Source organism: Streptomyces sp. NBC_00370, from assembly GCF_036084755.1.
GTDB lineage: Bacteria > Actinomycetota > Actinomycetes > Streptomycetales > Streptomycetaceae > Streptomyces.
Genome location: NZ_CP107968.1, coordinates 8,118,509 through 8,133,754, shown reverse-complemented (window position 1 = coordinate 8,133,754; position 15,246 = coordinate 8,118,509). Strand labels below are relative to the sequence as shown.

At 71.8% G+C, this 15,246-nt stretch carries 13 protein-coding genes; 5 read left to right on the top strand and 8 right to left on the bottom strand.

Annotation, left to right across the window (positions count from 1 at the left end; all coding sequences use genetic code 11):
• Window positions 1-100 precede the first annotated feature (100 nt).
• Window positions 101-1,441, bottom strand: coding sequence for an MFS transporter (locus tag OHS57_RS35595; protein ID WP_328584627.1), 1,341 nt, complete (start codon window positions 1,439-1,441; stop codon window positions 101-103).
• 410 nt (window positions 1,442-1,851) lie between these two features.
• Here OHS57_RS35595 and OHS57_RS35590 point away from each other — a divergent pair, with 410 nt between their 5' ends.
• Window positions 1,852-2,220: a hypothetical protein gene (locus tag OHS57_RS35590; RefSeq protein ID WP_041994824.1), complete on the top strand. Its 369-nt coding sequence runs from the start codon at window positions 1,852-1,854 to the stop codon at window positions 2,218-2,220.
• 45 nt (window positions 2,221-2,265) lie between these two features.
• On the opposite strand, the gene OHS57_RS35585 is transcribed toward OHS57_RS35590, so the two are convergent.
• The gene (locus OHS57_RS35585; protein WP_328584626.1) at window positions 2,266-2,916 is read right to left on the bottom strand and encodes a DUF1707 SHOCT-like domain-containing protein; all 651 of its coding nucleotides are present in this window, start codon (window positions 2,914-2,916) and stop codon (window positions 2,266-2,268) included.
• Window positions 2,917-3,004: 88 nt separating this feature from the next.
• On the opposite strand from OHS57_RS35585, the gene OHS57_RS35580 reads away from it, so the two are divergent.
• Window positions 3,005-3,847, top strand: a complete 843-nt coding sequence (locus OHS57_RS35580; RefSeq protein ID WP_328584625.1) for a maleylpyruvate isomerase family mycothiol-dependent enzyme — start codon at window positions 3,005-3,007, stop codon at window positions 3,845-3,847.
• Window positions 3,848-3,893: 46 nt separating this feature from the next.
• Here OHS57_RS35580 and OHS57_RS35575 read toward each other — a convergent pair whose 3' ends face one another.
• Together OHS57_RS35575 and OHS57_RS35570 are read right to left on the bottom strand one after the other, a co-directional pair.
• On the bottom strand, window positions 3,894-4,214 hold the full coding sequence (locus tag OHS57_RS35575; RefSeq protein ID WP_328584624.1) for a DUF6479 family protein: 321 nt from the start codon (window positions 4,212-4,214) through the stop codon (window positions 3,894-3,896).
• 28 nt (window positions 4,215-4,242) lie between these two features.
• A complete protein-coding gene (locus OHS57_RS35570) occupies window positions 4,243-6,825 on the bottom strand; it encodes an ATP-dependent Clp protease ATP-binding subunit (RefSeq protein WP_328584623.1) in 2,583 nt (860 codons plus the stop codon).
• Window positions 6,826-7,078: 253 nt separating this feature from the next.
• On the opposite strand from OHS57_RS35570, the gene OHS57_RS35565 reads away from it, so the two are divergent.
• On the top strand, window positions 7,079-7,708 hold the full coding sequence (locus OHS57_RS35565; protein ID WP_041994811.1) for a DNA polymerase ligase N-terminal domain-containing protein: 630 nt from the start codon (window positions 7,079-7,081) through the stop codon (window positions 7,706-7,708).
• A gap of 51 nt (window positions 7,709-7,759) precedes the next feature.
• Here OHS57_RS35565 and OHS57_RS35560 read toward each other — a convergent pair whose 3' ends face one another.
• A complete protein-coding gene (locus tag OHS57_RS35560) occupies window positions 7,760-8,026 on the bottom strand; it encodes a hypothetical protein (protein WP_041994808.1) in 267 nt (88 codons plus the stop codon).
• 74 nt (window positions 8,027-8,100) lie between these two features.
• On the bottom strand, window positions 8,101-9,765 hold the full coding sequence (locus tag OHS57_RS35555; protein ID WP_328584622.1) for a phospholipid carrier-dependent glycosyltransferase: 1,665 nt from the start codon (window positions 9,763-9,765) through the stop codon (window positions 8,101-8,103).
• Between the two features lie 408 nt (window positions 9,766-10,173).
• Between OHS57_RS35555 and OHS57_RS35550 the strand changes: the two genes are divergently transcribed.
• On the top strand, window positions 10,174-11,817 hold the full coding sequence (locus tag OHS57_RS35550) for an ABC-F family ATP-binding cassette domain-containing protein (RefSeq protein WP_328584621.1): 1,644 nt from the start codon (window positions 10,174-10,176) through the stop codon (window positions 11,815-11,817).
• A gap of 52 nt (window positions 11,818-11,869) precedes the next feature.
• Here the strand turns inward: OHS57_RS35550 and OHS57_RS35545 are convergent, their stop codons facing one another.
• Window positions 11,870-13,054 carry a 4-hydroxybenzoate 3-monooxygenase gene (locus tag OHS57_RS35545; protein WP_328584620.1) on the bottom strand — a complete coding sequence of 395 codons (1,185 nt, stop codon included), beginning with the start codon at window positions 13,052-13,054 and terminating at the stop codon, window positions 11,870-11,872.
• Window positions 13,055-13,232: 178 nt separating this feature from the next.
• On the opposite strand from OHS57_RS35545, the gene OHS57_RS35540 reads away from it, so the two are divergent.
• Entirely contained in the window at window positions 13,233-14,087 is an 855-nt protein-coding gene (locus OHS57_RS35540) for an SAM-dependent methyltransferase (protein WP_328584619.1), read from the top strand.
• On the opposite strand, the gene OHS57_RS35535 is transcribed toward OHS57_RS35540, so the two are convergent.
• Window positions 14,068-15,216 carry a hypothetical protein gene (locus OHS57_RS35535; protein ID WP_328584618.1) on the bottom strand — a complete coding sequence of 383 codons (1,149 nt, stop codon included), beginning with the start codon at window positions 15,214-15,216 and terminating at the stop codon, window positions 14,068-14,070. The two genes, OHS57_RS35540 and OHS57_RS35535, sit on opposite strands and share 20 nt — an antisense overlap.
• Window positions 15,217-15,246: the final 30 nt, after the last annotated feature.

The following is a 15,246-nucleotide window of genomic DNA, read 5'->3' as shown; positions in this document are numbered from 1 at the left end:
GATCGCAGCACGGCGCCCAGGCCGCAGGGGGTGGGGCGGCGGGTCTCCAGCCGCAGGACTGCGCCTCGGGGCCGTGTGCGAGTTCGGTCTCTCCCCTGGTTCACACCGACGGCCGGCCCCGGGTCAGCTCGGGCGACGGTGACGCGACCGGCTCGGCGGGCGCTGCCATCGCGTCCAACCGGCCCAGGGAGGAACGGCGTTGGACGGCCGACAGGACCGTCAGCGCCACCCCGAGGCCGAGCCAGCCCAGCGGTCCTGCCACCATCACGGCGTCGGTCAGCAGTACGGGCCCGGCCGACCTCGCCACGGACGTGGACATCCCCGCGACGCCCAGATAGGCGGGCTGCGCGGTGGCCGGCGCGAGGCAGACCGCCAGTTCCCAGGAGCTCACCGACCGCATCAGCTCGGCGCCGGTCACCAGAACGGCCGCACCGAGCAGCAGAATTGAGGAGGTGACCGGGCCACCGGCCGGCGACAGGGCGATGAGGACACAGCACGCGAGCGTCGTCGGCCCGTACACCGCCACCGCCCAGGCGGCGCGGCGCGGGCTGTCGATCCTCGACGACACCGGCATCTGGAAGACGACGACCAGCACGGTGTTGATGATGAGGAACGCCGGGACGACCGCGTGCGGCGCCGTGGTGTGATTCACCAGCCAGAGCGGCAGACCGACGTTGAGAATCGTGTCGTCCAGGTTGAGCGGTGTGTCGAGCAGGACGAAACGCAGATATCCCCGGTCCCGCCAGGGAGTTGGGCCGGATTCCCGGCCGGCCTTCGCGGGGCCGGGGCGCGCCCCCTCCGCCGGGCCGCCGCGCACCTCCCGGGTGCGCCCGACGAGCAGCGCGGCGAGGAGGAACGAGACCGCGTTGCCCACCACCAGCGCGCTGTAGGCGCCGTGGGTGCCGATCGCGACACCGAGGGCGGCGATACCCGCACCGATCCCGTACCCGAGGTTCATCGTGACGCGCGAGAGCGCCCGGTACGTCGCGCGCCGCTCCCCCGCCGCCCTGGTGGCGAAGAGCATTTCCCATGTCTTGGCGGCCCGGTCGGCGATACAGAGGACGGCGACGACGGGCAGCAGCGTGGCGAAGCTGTCGCAGACCAGCAGCAGCCCGACCGCGACCATCCGCAGCAGATGGGATCCGATCAGCAGGGTACGCAGCCGGCGGCGCCCCGCCAGCCGGCCGCCGATCGGTGACCCGGCGATCCCGGCGGCTCCGGCGACACCGAGCAGCAGGCCGATGTGGGTGGCGTCCAGGCCCACCACGAAGGTGAAGTAGAGCACCGAAGCCGCGGACCACACACCGGTGCCCGCCCGGTCCAGCAGCAGGGCCAGCAGCATGATCCGCGCGTCACGGCCGCCGGGCGGACGGCGCAACTGCGCCGGCAGACCGCCCTCGCCGCGCCCCCGAACCGATCGGCTCCCCGCCGTGCCACGCATCACAGGCCCCCTCAGTGACGTCTCTTGATGTCAAGAGACTTCGGGGAGTCTGCCCGGCGGAATAAGTTGATGTCAAGATACTTGATGTCGACAGATCAGTCGGAGCCGTCGCCCCGACCGGGCGCTAAAGAGCCCCGACTGGACGGGGGAGACCAGCCGGGGCGGTACGGGGGGTGTGGTCACGGAGGGGTGTCGCCTCGCGGCGGGAAGGCTCCCTGGGGCTTCAGCCGAACGATCTTCCCCAGGGGCTATAGGTGAGGCCCGTGGACACTGCCCCCTCCGCAGCCACGTTCTGTGTAACGCGGCGCCCCCCGCGCGTGTTCCTCGGCGCGCCGCGGACTTCTTCCGAATCCCGGATCGGCGCGCGTGGCGGCTCGCCAACCAAATTCGAACAGACGTACTATAAGCAGGTGACGACGAACGACTTCCCTCAAGACCTTGTGGACGCCCAGCTGGAACTGCACCGGACCGTGGCGGCCTACGGCGCGCTCTGCGACGAGTTGCCCTGGAGCGTGGACCCCGCGCCGGGCTGGACCGGCGACAAGATGCTCTACAGCGACCACTACCGGGCCGTCTTCCCCGACAGCCCCGGCTACAGCGAACAGCAGAAGGCCGAGGTCCGGCGGGTACGGGAGCGGCTGGTCGAGCTGTGTCTGACCGTGACGACACACCCGTACTGGGCCACGCTCGACGGCGGTGTCAGCGAGGCGCGGATGGAGCTCAAGCACGTCACCAAAGCGCCGCCCGTGCGGGCGGCGGACATCCTGCCCGCGGCGTGAGAACGCGGAAGCGTCCCGCCTGCGGGTGACGAAGCGGCGCGCGCCTCAGTACTTCGTGTCCAGCGCCGGCCTCGGCCGGGGCCGGCGCAGCAGCCACTGCCAGAAACCACGGCGCGGCGGCCTGGGCGGTCGTACCGTCAGCGTGCCGCTGCCCACCTTTCCGGTCACCCGCACATGCAGCCGTACCGGCAGAGAGGTGTCGAGCGATGCCTTGTTGCTCACATGCCCGCTCTTCACCGCCACCTCGTCGACGTCCACGAACACGTCCGGCGGCACCACCAGCGTCATCGAGCCGCTCTGGACCGTGGCGTCGATCTCCAGTGTGGGCAGCGTGATGACGGCTGTGGTGAGGTCCAGCACGACGGAGCCGCTCTTGACCTGGATCTCCATACGCCGCGGGACGGTCCAGACGCCGACCCGCTTCGTGCTGCTGCTGTTGACCTCGATCCGCGAGAGGTCCTTCGGCGCCGCGGCCGCGCCGGCCCACGATCCGGGTCCGGTCACCGGCAGGTCCACGACCAGCGTGTCGAGCTCGCCGAGCGTACGGGCGGTCAGGGCGACGTCGAGCCGCTGGTCCAGCTCTTCCGCGGTCAGCCGGCCGTCCCCCGCCGCTACCCGCAGCCGCTCCACGATCCGGTCCCGATCCTCATGGGAAGCGCGCAGTTCGCCACGACCGGGCACCAGTTCACCAGACATGGCTCCACTCTAAGCGTTCGAACACCACGCGTGGACAGGGCGCCAAAACCTGTGGAGACCGACGGTTCGCGCGTGGTCCACTCCGGCGATGGAAACGGAGTGGGACTGGCTGGGACCGCCGCTGGACGTACGGCCGCTCTTCCCCGTCGAGCGCGGGGCGCTGGTCGAGCTGCTGTCCGGGCTGGATTCCGCCGACTGGTCCCGGGGGACCGGCTGTCCGGGCTGGTCGGTGCGGGATGTGGCGGCGCACGTGCTGCACGACCAGATCAGACGGCTGTCGGCCGGGCGTGACGGACACCCCGGGGGTGTCTTCGGCACCGGCGAGACAGTGGCGGAGTTCGTGAACCGTACGAACGAGGAATTCGTACGCACCGCGCGGCAGTTCAGCCCACGGCTGGTGGCCGGTCTGCTGGCGGACCTGGGCGCTCAGCTGGATGACTTCTGGGCGGTTCGCGACCTGTCCGCGCCGGCCGGGACGGGTGTCTCGTGGGCGGTACCGGAGGGGCGGTCGCCCGCGTGGCTGGACATCGCGCGGGAGTACACCGAGTTCTGGGTGCACCAGCAGCAGATCCGTGACGCGGTCGGGCGTCCGGGCGCCGCTGAGCCTGCCCTGCTCCGCCCCGTCCTGGACACCTTCCTGCGGGCGCTGCCGCTGACCCTCCGCCATGCCCCGGCCGCCGCGGGAGCCGTCGTCCGTGTCGGTGTGCCGGGCCCGGCGGGCGGTCGGTGGACGGCCGTTCGCGGGCCGCGGCGATGGGCACTGGCGGAGAGCGGCGCCCCGGCGGCGGCCGAGGTGGAGATCGAGGCGGACTGTCTGTGGCGGCTCGCCACCCGTGGCATCACACCGGACGAGGCACGTGGCCGCACGACGGCGCGCGGGGACATGGCCCTCGTCGCCGCCGTGCTGGAGATCGTCTCGATCGTTCGGTAAGGAGGCGTCGCGGGCGCACGCCCCCCGGATGCCGGGCCGAGCGGGGTCAGTGGCCGGGGTCGTCGGAGTCCTTGCGATCGCCGGGACGCACGGGGCTGGTGCCGCCCAGCTGGGTCGGGGTCAGCCTGTCGTGCTCCTGGCGGGGCACCTCGTTCGGCTCGCGCTCCTCCATGACCTCGCCGACCGGGCCGCTCTCCGGCAGTCGCGGCTGTTCCTCGGGGCGCGGCGGCCGGGCTTCGGCCGCCTTCGAACGCCGTCCCCAGACGACGGCCGCGATGAGGACGACCACCACGACAAGACCCACCACGGGCAGGATGACGCCGGTCAGGCCGGGAGATGAAGCAAGGTCCCAATGCGTCGAGTTCATGCCGGTCGAGTGCCCCGAACCCCTGCGGTCATTCAGTTCTCGGCAGGACACGGAACGCGGGCTTGTCGTCCTCCACCTCCACCCGCACCCGGTCGCCCGACGCCAGTGCGCCGTCGAGGAGGAGCCGGGACAGCTCGTTGTCGATCTCGCGCTGGATCGTACGGCGCAGCGGCCTGGCCCCGTACTCGGGCTGACGGCCACGGCGGCTCAGCCAGTCGAGGGCCGGCTCGGAGAACTCGATGTCGATGTGCTGGGCGCGCAGCCTGTCGCGGGTCGCGTCGAGGAGCAGTCCGGTGACCTCCCGGAGCTGTTCGTCGGTGAGCCGGTGGAAGACGATCACATCGTCGAGCCGGTTCAGGAACTCGGGGCGGAAGTGCTCGCGCAGGGTGCTCATCGCGCGCTCGCGCGCCGCGGTGTCCGTGGCGCCTTCGTCGGGCGGCCCGAAGCCGAGCGCGCCACGGCCGCCGCTGAGCGCTTCGGATCCCAGGTTGCTGGTCATGACGACGACGGTGTTCTTGAAGTCGACGCGGCGCCCCTGGGCGTCCGTCAGATGCCCTTCGTCCAGCACCTGGAGCAGCAGGTTGAAGACGTCCGGGTGGGCCTTCTCGACCTCGTCGAGCAGCAGCAGCGAGTACGGATGGCGCCGGACCGCCTCGGTCAGCTGGCCCGCGTCCTCGTGTCCGACGTATCCGGGCGGCGAGCCGACCAGCCTGCTGACGGTGTGCCGTTCCTGGTACTCGCTCATGTCGAGCCGCACCATGCGGTCCTCGCTGCCGAACAGCGCCTCGGCGAGCGCCCGCGCCAGTTCGGTCTTGCCGACCCCGGTCGGGCCGAGGAACAGGAAGCTGCCGATCGGGCGGTTGGGGTCGGCGAGCCCGGTACGGGAGCGCAGGACCGCCTCGGACACGGCGGTCACCGCGTCGTCCTGTCCGACGACGCGCGCGTGCAACCGGTCGGCCAGGCCGAGGAGGCGGGTCTTCTCCTCCTCGGTCAGGCTGCTCACCGGGATCCCGGTCTGCCGCGAGACGACCTCGGCGATGTCCTCGGCCGTGACCTCGACGATCCGGCCGTCGCCGGACTGCTCCGTGCTCTCGCCGTCGCGCGTCGCGATCTGCTCGACGATGTCGTTGACGCGGTCGCGGAGTTCGGTGGCGCGCTCGTACTGCTCGGAGGCGACGGCCTGGTCCTTGTCCCTGACGAGCTGTTCGGCCTCGCGTTCCAGATCGCGTACGTCGGGGCCCTTGGTGCGCGAACGCAGCCGTACCCGGGCGCCGGCCTGGTCGATCAGGTCGATCGCCTTGTCGGGCAGGAACCGGTCGGTGATGTAGCGGTCGGACAGCTCGACGGCGGCGACCAGCGCGTCGCCGGTGTAGCGCACCTGGTGGTGCGCCTCGTAGCGGTCCTGCAGCCCCCGCAGGATCTCCACCGTGTCGGCGACGGTCGGTTCGGGGACGAGGATGGGCTGGAAACGGCGGGCGAGCGCGGCGTCCTTCTCGATGTACCTGCGGTACTCCCCCAGTGTCGTGGCGCCGATGACATGCAGCTCACCGCGGGCCAGGGCGGGCTTGAGCATGTTGCTCGCCTCCATCGACCCGCCCTCGGAGCCGCCGCCGCCCGCGCCGACGACGGTGTGCAACTCGTCGATGAAGACGATCAGGGCGTCGGAGTGCCCGCGTATCTCCTCGATGATGGCGTTCAGCCGCTCCTCGAAGTCACCCCGGTAGCGGGTGCCGGCGACGACGCCGGACAGGTCGAGCGAGATGACCCGCCTGCCGAGGAGCGTGTCGGGGACGTCCCCGTCGGTGATGCGCTGGGCCAGGCCCTCCACGATCGCCGTCTTGCCGACCCCGGCGTCCCCGATGAGCACCGGGTTGTTCTTGCCCCTGCGGGACAGCACCTCGATCGTCTGCTCGATCTGCTCCTCACGCCCGATGACCGGGTCGATGCGGCCGTTGCGCGCGAGGTCGGTGAGGTCGCGGCTGTACTTGTCGAGGGTCGGGGTGTCCTGGCCGTGCCCGGACGGCTGTTCCTGGCCGGCGGGCGCACCGGGCCACGGCTGGGCTCCGATGCCGTGCGCGCCCCCGCTCTCCGTCGTGGCCTGTCCGCCGAGGCGCAGCACGTTGAGGATGCGGCCGGCTGCCGAGTCGGGGTTGGCGGCCAGCGCTCCCAGGACGTGTTCAGGACCGATGTAGGAGGCGCCGGTGGCGCGCGCCAGCTCGTGGGCGCCGAGAAGCGCGCGCTTGACGGCGGGGGTGGCGGCGACGGTCGACTGCTGCGGCCCCGAACCCGCCGTGCGGTCGATGTCTGCTGCCAGCGCGTCGGGATCCGCCCCCGCCTGCTGGAGCAGCGCCCGCGTCGGCTCGGTCGCCAGTGCGGCGCGCAGCAGGTGCTCCGTACCCAGCTCCGTACTGCCGTGCCGCGCCGCGTACGTCGCGGCCGTGGCCACCAGCTCGCGGGCCGGCTCGCTCATCAGCCGGGCGATGTCGGCGCGCTCCGGTATCGAGTGCGGCCCACCGCCCTGGCCTGACGAACCGCCGAGGAAGCGGGCCAGGAAATCGCCGAACGAGTCCGGGCCGCCGGGGCCCTCCGGACCCATGAATCCGCTGCTCATGTGCGTCCGTTCCGCGGTCGCGACGGGTCGGTGCCGCGACCAGCTGAGCTGTCGGGGTCTTGGCCGGCTCTGGCGCGTCTTCGGCGGCTCCACGCCCCACCGGCGCCGGGCTCCCCCGGCGAACGGGGTTGCGGTACCGGCATGGCCGCTTACCGTCGGACACACGGACCGAATCGTGTCGGCCGCACCAGGCTGACCGTGCCCTTCCACCTTCGCACCAGACGACGGCCTGCGCCGTCCGAGAGGATCCGCTGTGGCCGACGAGCCCGACAAGCTGGGGCGGTACCGCGACAAGCGGCACTTCGGCGCGACCGACGAGCCGCGCGGTGCGGACGCGCCGTCCGGGGACGATCCGTCGTTCGTGATCCAGATCCATGACGCAAGCACCATGCACTTCGACTTCCGGCTGGAGGTGGACGGTGTGCTGAAATCCTGGTCGGTGCCGAAGGGACCGCCCGCTGAGCCGAGCGAAAAGCGGCTGGCCGTGCCCACGGAGGACCATCCGCTGGAGTACCGGGAGTACGAGGGTGTCATCGCCGGTGGCCAGTACGGCGCGGGCGCGGTCATCGTCTGGGACCAGGGCACCTACCGGCCGCTCGGGGACGGCGGGGACCCGGACTCCTTCCGGCGCGCGCTGGAGCACGGGCACGCGTCGTTCCGGCTGTACGGGACGAAGCTGCGCGGCGCTTTCGCCCTCACCCGGTTCCGGGACGGGACGGGTCCGGAGAAGGAGGCCTGGCTGCTGGTGAGGAAGAAGACCGGCACCGACGGCGCCCCGCACGGCTCGGCCGCGCCCGACCCGCGGCGGGCCCGCTCGGCGCGTACCGGCAGGACGCTGCACCAGGTGGCCGAGGAGACGGCGCGGGAGCGGGACGAGGAGTGACGCCCGCACCACCGGACGGCAACGGCGCCGCCCGCCACGGCGCGCCCCGTCTCAGGGCGTGTCCCCCTCCCAGTCCCAGCGGCGCGGATCGCTGGGCCGGGGTCCGTACAGGGCCCGTCCGCCGGCCCCGTACGCGCCTATCTCCGTCGGCAGTGCGCTGCCTTCCCACAGCTGCTGGTCCGTCCACCCCGTGACGTCGAGCAGCAGCCCGTCCAGCGGACCCGCGACCAGTTCCCGGTAGACATGGCCCGGTTTCGGCCCCGGATCGGGGTCCTCGTGGTCGGCGCCGTAGACGCGCCGCCGCATCAGTTCGTCCATGGCGTTCAGGATTCCACCCGCCACTGACAACGCCTCCGAGCACGGACAACTCGCCTGGTCAGGGCGGCAACCGGTCAGGACGGGCGGCGGTAGACCGTGATCGAGTGGCCGACCTCGTCGATCGGCTCGCTGCTCCTGATCAGTGCCGCCAGCCGGCCTTCGGCCTTGGCGACCGACGAGTCCGAGACGACGAGCAGTCCGCGCACCTCGTCGGGGGGTGTGCGGCGCGGGTCGGAGGCTTCGATGCCGTAGAAGGACGGCACGCCGCTGCCCTTGTAGACGAGCCAGATCCGCTCGCCCGGATACCGCTCGCGCAGCCGGTCGGCGAGCCGGCCCAGGTCCTGGCCCCAGTCGACGTTCGAGTCGTGCAGCCGCAGATGGGTCTCGGCAGGACCGCCGAACGCCTCGTTGGAGTACGGCAGGTAGTACGGGAACGTACGCAGCGAACTGACCACGGCGAACAGGACAGCCGCCCAGACGGCGACCTGCGCCCACCGCAGCCGTACGACCGTCACACCGGCGGCGGCCACGGCCAGGAACATCGGCAGGAAGATGACGTAGCGCGTGCCGAAGTCCCGCGCCCCGGTCATGGCCACCGCCAGCAGCAGGGCGGCGGGGACGAGGACGTACGGCACGGCGGGCCGCAGCCGGCCCGACCGCAGCAGCGCCGCCGCACCGGCCGCCCACAGGGCGAGCAGTCCGAGCGGCGTCTTCACCAGCAGCGCTGCCGGGACGTAGTACCAGAGATTGCCCTGGTAGTGCCTGCCGAAGAGGAACCCGCCGAACGTGGTGTCCTCGAAGCCGAACTGGACGCGCAGACCGTCCCGGTACGGTTCCGGCAGCGGCAGCAGGTCCACGGCGAGTCCGCGCAGCCCGTGGACGGCCGGCACGTCCCCGGGTGTCGTCCAGCGCAGCCGGGGGTCGACGGCGAGATAGCTCACCCACACCACGGCGAGAGCGAGGACCGCGACACCGGCCGCCGCAGCCACGCCGTACGCCAGGATCCGCGCCGCTCCGGGCCGGTCCGGGTCCTGCGACCGGCGGCCCCGCCACACCGACAGGACGACGAGGAGCAGCAGCACCGGCACGGCGGGCAGTGCGCTCATCTTCGTGGCCGCCGCCGCGCCGATCGCGAGCCCGGCGAGCGGCAGGTAGCGGTACGGCCGCAGCCGCGCCCGCCACAGCAGCCATACCGACGTCAGCAGGAAGGCGGCCGCCGGTACGTCGAGGGTGGCCAGCGATCCGTGCGCGATCAGGTCGGGCGAGAACACGTACAGCGCGAGCGCCAGCAGCCCGCCGACGGGACCGGTGAGATCACGCGCGAAGGCGAGAACGACCAGTCCGAAGAGCAGGGTCAGCGCGATCACCGGCAGCCGCGCCAGCAGCATCAGCCGCCAGGGGTCGTTGCCCGATTCGTACAGCAACCGTCTTCCGAGCGCCGTCTGGTCGCCCGTGAAAGCCGGATCGAGGTGGGGACGGGCGAAGGCGGTCCCGGCCGCGATGATCAGCTTGCCCAGCGGCGGGTGTTCGGGGTTGTACCGGAGGCTGTGCTGCTGTGCGTAGACCACCGCTGTGCCGACGTAGACCGGTTCGTCGATGGTCGGGGTCTGCTCGACGGCGGTGGTGACCATCGCCACGGCCATCCCGGCGAGCAGCACGCACACGGCGAGCGGCAGCCGCCACCGGCCGAGCCACCGCGGCCGGCCGAACCGGTGCCACGGGTACGCCTGTTGCGTCATGTCCACGCGCTCCGGCCGACATCCGCACAGCACCGGCACTGTGCCTGACCGCAGATCATGCCACGACCGCCCGTCCGACGGATCGGGGACCGCCCGCCCGGCGGATCAGGCGCGCGTTGCCTTCACCGCGCCTGATCGGTAAGGTCGGTGTGTCTCTGTTGTCTCCGATCGAGGTGGACGTTGCGCATCTGAGGTTCGCGATCATCACGCCGTGCGGCTCCCGCCGTACGCCTGTCACGCCGCTGCGGCTCTGCCCGCCGCGTGACCCCGCGTGGATGCGACCTCGGTGCCATGACCGGTCCGCCCTTCTTCAGGGGACCGTCACACCTGCCTCTCCCGGTTCGGTCGCCGCGTGGTGCTCGCATACGAAGCCCCCCGTCCACCGCGCTTGCGACTGCGAGAACCATCATGGCGACACCCATCACATCCGGCGCTTCCGTGACCTGCTCCGCCCTGTCCTACCGATGGGCGGACGGCACGGGCGTCTTCGACGGACTCAACCTCTCCATCGGCCGTGGCCGTAACGGTCTGGTCGGTGACAACGGCTCCGGCAAATCCACCCTGCTGCGGCTGCTGGCCGGTCAACTGCGCCCCTCTCAGGGGTCGGTGACCGTGGCGGGGAGCCTGGCGTACCTTCCGCAGAACCTCACCCTCGACACGGCCATGCGCGTCGACCAGGCCCTGGGCATCGCCGAACGTCGGTCGGCGGTACGCGCCGTCGAGGCCGGGGACGTACGCGACGAGCACTTCGAGACGATCGGCGACGACTGGGACGTCGAGGAGCGGGCCCTGGCGACCCTGGGCTCGCTCGGCCTCGACGAGGTCGAACTGGACCGTACCGTCGGCGAGATGTCCGGCGGCGAGACCGTGCTGCTGCGGCTGGCCGCGCTGCTGCTGGAGCGCCCTGACGTGCTGCTGCTGGACGAACCGACCAACAACCTCGACCTGTTCGCGCGCCGCCGACTCTACGAGGCCGTGGACTCGTGGCGTTCGGGCGTCCTGGTCGTCGTCAGTCACGACCGGGACCTGCTCGAACGTGTCGACCGGATCGCCGAGCTGCGCTCCGGGTCGGTCAGCTGGTACGGGGGCGGCTGGTCGGCGTACCAGGAGGCGCGGGCCACCGAACAGGAGGCGGCGGGGCGGACGTTGCGGTCGGCCGAGGCGGACGTACGGCGGCAGAAGCGCGAGTTGGAGGAGACCCAGGTGAAACTGGCCCGCCGGCAGCGGAACAACAAGAAGATGGACGGCCAGCGGCGGGCATCCAGGATCGTCGCCGGCGAGCTGAAGCGGTCCTCGCAGGAGTCGGGCGACAAGCTGCGCGGGGTGCACGAGGACAGGCTCAACGAGGCGCGTGAGCGCCGCGAGGAAGCGGCGGACGCGGTCCGCGCCGAGGCGGAGATCCGGGTGAGTCTGCCGCACACCGCGGTCCCGGCAGGCCGTACCGTCCTGAGCCTGCGTGACCTGCGGCCCCGGTTCGGCAAACTCGTCTCGGGCGATCTGGAGGTGCACGGGCCCGAGCGCATCGCCCTTGTCGGGCGCAACGGCGCGGGCAAGACCACGTTGCTGCGCACGCTCACCGGCGAGCTGGCCCCGGTGTCCGGTGAGGCCAGGACGTTCGTGCCGCTGCGCTTCCTGCCGCAGCGGCTCGACGTGCTGGACGACGAGCTGAGCGTCGCGGCCAACGTGGCCCGGCTGGCGCCCGGTGTCACCGACAACCACATCCGCTCACAGCTCGCCCGCTTCCTCTTCAAGGGGGCGCGCGCGGAACAGCCGGCCGGCACCCTGTCCGGCGGCGAGCGCTTCCGCGCCGCGCTCGCCGCGATGATGCTGGCGGCCCCGGCGCCCCAGCTGCTGATGCTGGACGAGCCGACCAACAACCTCGACATGGCAAGCGTGCGTCAGCTGACGAGCGCGCTCGGCTCGTACGAGGGCGCTCTGCTGATCGCGGGGCACGACCTGGCGTTCCTGGAGTCGATCGGCGTCACCCGCTGGCTGCTGCTCGCGGAGGATCTCCAGGATGTCGCCGCCGACGAGGTGCGGGACCTGCTCTGACTCCCGTACCGGCGCGTGGTGGTGGGCCCGCTGCCCCGGTCGACCGCCCCGGTCAGCCCAGGCCCGCCATCAGCTCGGCGAACGCGGCGGAGGCGCGTCCTGATGTGAACAGCCGCTCCAGTCTGGCGCGCGCCATGCGTCCGCGGAACGGGCCGACGCGTGAGGTGTCGCCGGAGTCGTGCAGCATCTCCGTCATCCAGTGCGAGAACTCCTGGTAGTTCCAGGACCGTTCGACACACACCTGGGAGTAGGCGGCCAGCGCCGCGCCGTCGCCCCGGACGAAGTCCCCGACGGCGCGGGCGAAGACGTCGGCCTCGTACAGCGCGAGGTTCATGCCCTTGGCGCCCATGGGTGAGATGACATGGGCGGCGTCGCCCAGCAGGAAGAGCCGGCCGTGGCTGATCGGTTCACGCATGACGCTTCTGAGCCGGAAGACCTCCAGGTCGTTGATGGGTCCTCCGGCCAGATCCGCCCGGCCGAGCCGGGCGCGCAGCTGGTCCCAGATCCTGTCGTGCGGCCAGTCCGCCACCTGGTCGTCCGGGGAGCACTGGACGTAGAAACGGCTGGCGTGCGGGCCGCGCGGGAAGTGGGCGGCGTAGCCGTGCGTACTCACCGCGAGCAACGGACGGGCCGGGGGCGGGGCTTCGGCCAGGACGGTGAGATGGGCGACGCCGTGGTCGTACGGATACGTCAGCTGGCTGCCCTCGGGCATGGCCTGCCGGGACACGCCCCGGTCGCCGTCACAGCCCGCGACGAAATCGGCGGCGAGCGAGTGCGACACGCCGTCCGCGTCACGGTAGGTGACGGTGGGCCGCTCGCCGTCGATCCCGGACAGCGCCACCGCAGCCGCCTCGAACCGCAGGTCCCCGCCGCCCTGGAGATACCTGGTGGCGAGCCGCTTGACCAGGACCTGTTGGGGGCAGAGCCGCGCCTTCACGCCGTCGCCGATGTCGCCCTCGTCGATGAAGCGGCTGCGGCCGTCGACCCGTACCTCCAGGACCCCGTCGAACGGGATCCCGCCCAGTACCTCGTCCGCCAGTCCCCATTCCTGGAACATCCGCACCGCGCTCGTGTCGACGATGCCGGCGCGCTGTCTGCCCTCGACGTAGGAGCGGGACTGCCGCTCCAGCACGACGGTCCGGATGCCTGACGTCTGCAACAGCACCGCGGCGGTGAGGCCCGCAGGGCCCGCCCCGACGACCACGACCGTGAACCCGTCGCCCAACTCCTCGGTCACGCGCTCTCCTCAATCCGCCGGATGACCCAACGTAGAGCACCGGAAGGGGAGATGGCGGGCGTCCGATTTTCCGGGTTGCCGTATCCCGGCGAACACGCGGTCAGTAGCCTCGTGCGCAGCGCCCTGTCCACGATCCCGCCGGACGCCTTGCCGGCCCGACCACCTGGAGACACCGACCGTGACCGAGACCGCCCGGCCCTCCTGGGCACCGGAGGACGTCGACATCACCAAGCCCAACGCCTCACGGATATACGACTACTTCCTCGGCGGCTCGCACAACTTCGAGGTCGACAGGGCGGCGGCCAGAGCGGCTGTCGAGGCCATGCCTGGGATCCCGGCGATCGGCCGCGCCAACCGGGCGGTCATGCACCGCGCGCTGCGGTTCGCCACGGACCGGGGCATCAGCCAGTTCCTCGACATCGGTTCGGGCATCCCGACGTTCGGCAGTGTCCACGAGGCGGTCCAGCGGGCCCGGCCCGACGCCCGTGTCGTCTACGTCGACAACGACCCCGTCGCCGTCACGCACAGCCGCGCGGTACTGGCGGGGAACGACAACGCCACCATCGCCAACGCCGACCTGCGTGACCCCAGCTCCGTCCTCGACCACCCGGAGACCCGCCGGCTGCTGGACTTCGACCGGCCCGTCGCGCTCATGCTGGTCGCGATCACGCACTTCCTGCACGATGGCGACCGGCCCACCGAGATCATCGCGGCCCTGCGCGACGCGCTGGCGCCCGGGAGCGTCGTCGTCATCACGCACGCCACGCTGGAGAACGGGCCGACTCCCTCCGGCCAGGAGGCTGTTCAGCAGATCTACCGCCGCACGACGACCCCCCTGATCATGCGCTCGGCCACCGAACTGGAGCCGTTCTTCGCGGGCTTCGACCTCGTGGACCCCGGCATCGTGCCACTCCCCCACTGGCGCCCCGACACCCCGGACGACGACCTCGACCCGGCCACCCTGCACGGCCTGGCGGGTGTCGGCGTCAAACCCTTACGGCTCCGGCGAGGCGTCAGCCGCGGACGAACCTGAGATGCACGTTGTCCCAGGAGCTCAGCGCCGAGACGTCCCCGCCCAACGCGCCCTGGAGGCGCGGGAAGTAGGCGGCGAGGCACTCCTCGTACGTCAGCCTCCCCGCGACGAGGGACGCCGCCGCTTCGAGCAGTTCCGGCAGGGCCCCGGTCACCCGCTCGCGCGTCATCGACGCCTCGCGCGGCCCGCTGCCGTCGCTGTCGGCCGCCACCACGTGCGTGGCGCCGCCGAACGCGGGGAACCGCGAGGTGTCGGGGACGAGTGAGTGGAACGGGACGCCGTTGTGGAAGTACTCGAAGTGCGGCCCTCCCGACAGCGTGAGCCACGGCGTGCCCACGGCGAGCGCGGCGAAGCCGAATCCCGAGTGTGGGGAGAGCAGCAGCGCCGCCCGCTGTACGAGGGCGAGTTGCACGAGCAGGGGTAGGTCGTAACCGTCCACGGCGCCGACCGCCGCCATCAGCGCCGCGACCTCGGCGCGCGGCATGGCGCTGGAGCGGCGCCCGTGCGCGCCTGCGGTCTTCCCGACCAGGACGATGACCGCCTGCGGCCAGGCGGCGCGCAGTTCGCGCAGCATCAGCAGCCATGAGCCGGTGGAGGGGTACGCCTCGCGGTTGCCGCCGCCACTGGTCAGGACGGCCAGGACCGGAGTCCCCGCGGATACCGCGCCGAGGACGTCATGTGCCGCTCGCCGCGCGTCCTCCGGCAGCTTCAGTCGCAGTGGGTGCTCAGGGAGGTGGCTGAGACCCGGGGCGTCCCTGGGCGTGCCGAAGTACGCGGCGGCGGCGGCCGACAGACGTGCCAGTTGGGGGAACGCGGCCTGGTTGGCCGGGTCGTCCCGCATGTAGCAGCGGTAGGTCCACCGCCAGTCCGGTGGGACGGCGGCGAAGACGTCGTCCGGGAGGGACGTGCCCGCCACGTCGTAGTCGACGGTGTAGTGGGCGGCCAGGAAGTCGCAGCAGTCGGCGAGTTCCACCGGCGCGCGGCGATGCAGTGCCAGGGAGACCGGCAGGTGCGGGTACGCGGCGGCGTAGGCGCCGGCGATCTGCAGGCCCTCGATCACATGGCCGACGGGCGGGAACGTGGCCCAGTCCACCAGCAGGTGGCCGGTCCCTGACGCGTGCGGGGTCATCGTGAAGTCTCCGGACGGAACTGCCCGCGC

Coding starts and splice junctions, on each gene's coding strand:
- OHS57_RS35570 (WP_328584623.1), bottom strand. CDS start 6,825: ATGAGCAGCGGATTCATGGGTCCGGAGGGCCCCGGCGGCCCGGACTCG.
- OHS57_RS35555 (WP_328584622.1), bottom strand. CDS start 9,765: ATGACGCAACAGGCGTACCCGTGGCACCGGTTCGGCCGGCCGCGGTGG.
- OHS57_RS35550 (WP_328584621.1), top strand. CDS start 10,174: ATGGCGACACCCATCACATCCGGCGCTTCCGTGACCTGCTCCGCCCTG.
- OHS57_RS35560 (WP_041994808.1), bottom strand. CDS start 8,026: ATGGACGAACTGATGCGGCGGCGCGTCTACGGCGCCGACCACGAGGAC.
- OHS57_RS35575 (WP_328584624.1), bottom strand. CDS start 4,214: ATGAACTCGACGCATTGGGACCTTGCTTCATCTCCCGGCCTGACCGGC.
- OHS57_RS35580 (WP_328584625.1), top strand. CDS start 3,005: ATGGAAACGGAGTGGGACTGGCTGGGACCGCCGCTGGACGTACGGCCG.
- OHS57_RS35535 (WP_328584618.1), bottom strand. CDS start 15,216: ATGACCCCGCACGCGTCAGGGACCGGCCACCTGCTGGTGGACTGGGCC.
- OHS57_RS35595 (WP_328584627.1), bottom strand. CDS start 1,441: ATGCGTGGCACGGCGGGGAGCCGATCGGTTCGGGGGCGCGGCGAGGGC.
- OHS57_RS35585 (WP_328584626.1), bottom strand. CDS start 2,916: ATGTCTGGTGAACTGGTGCCCGGTCGTGGCGAACTGCGCGCTTCCCAT.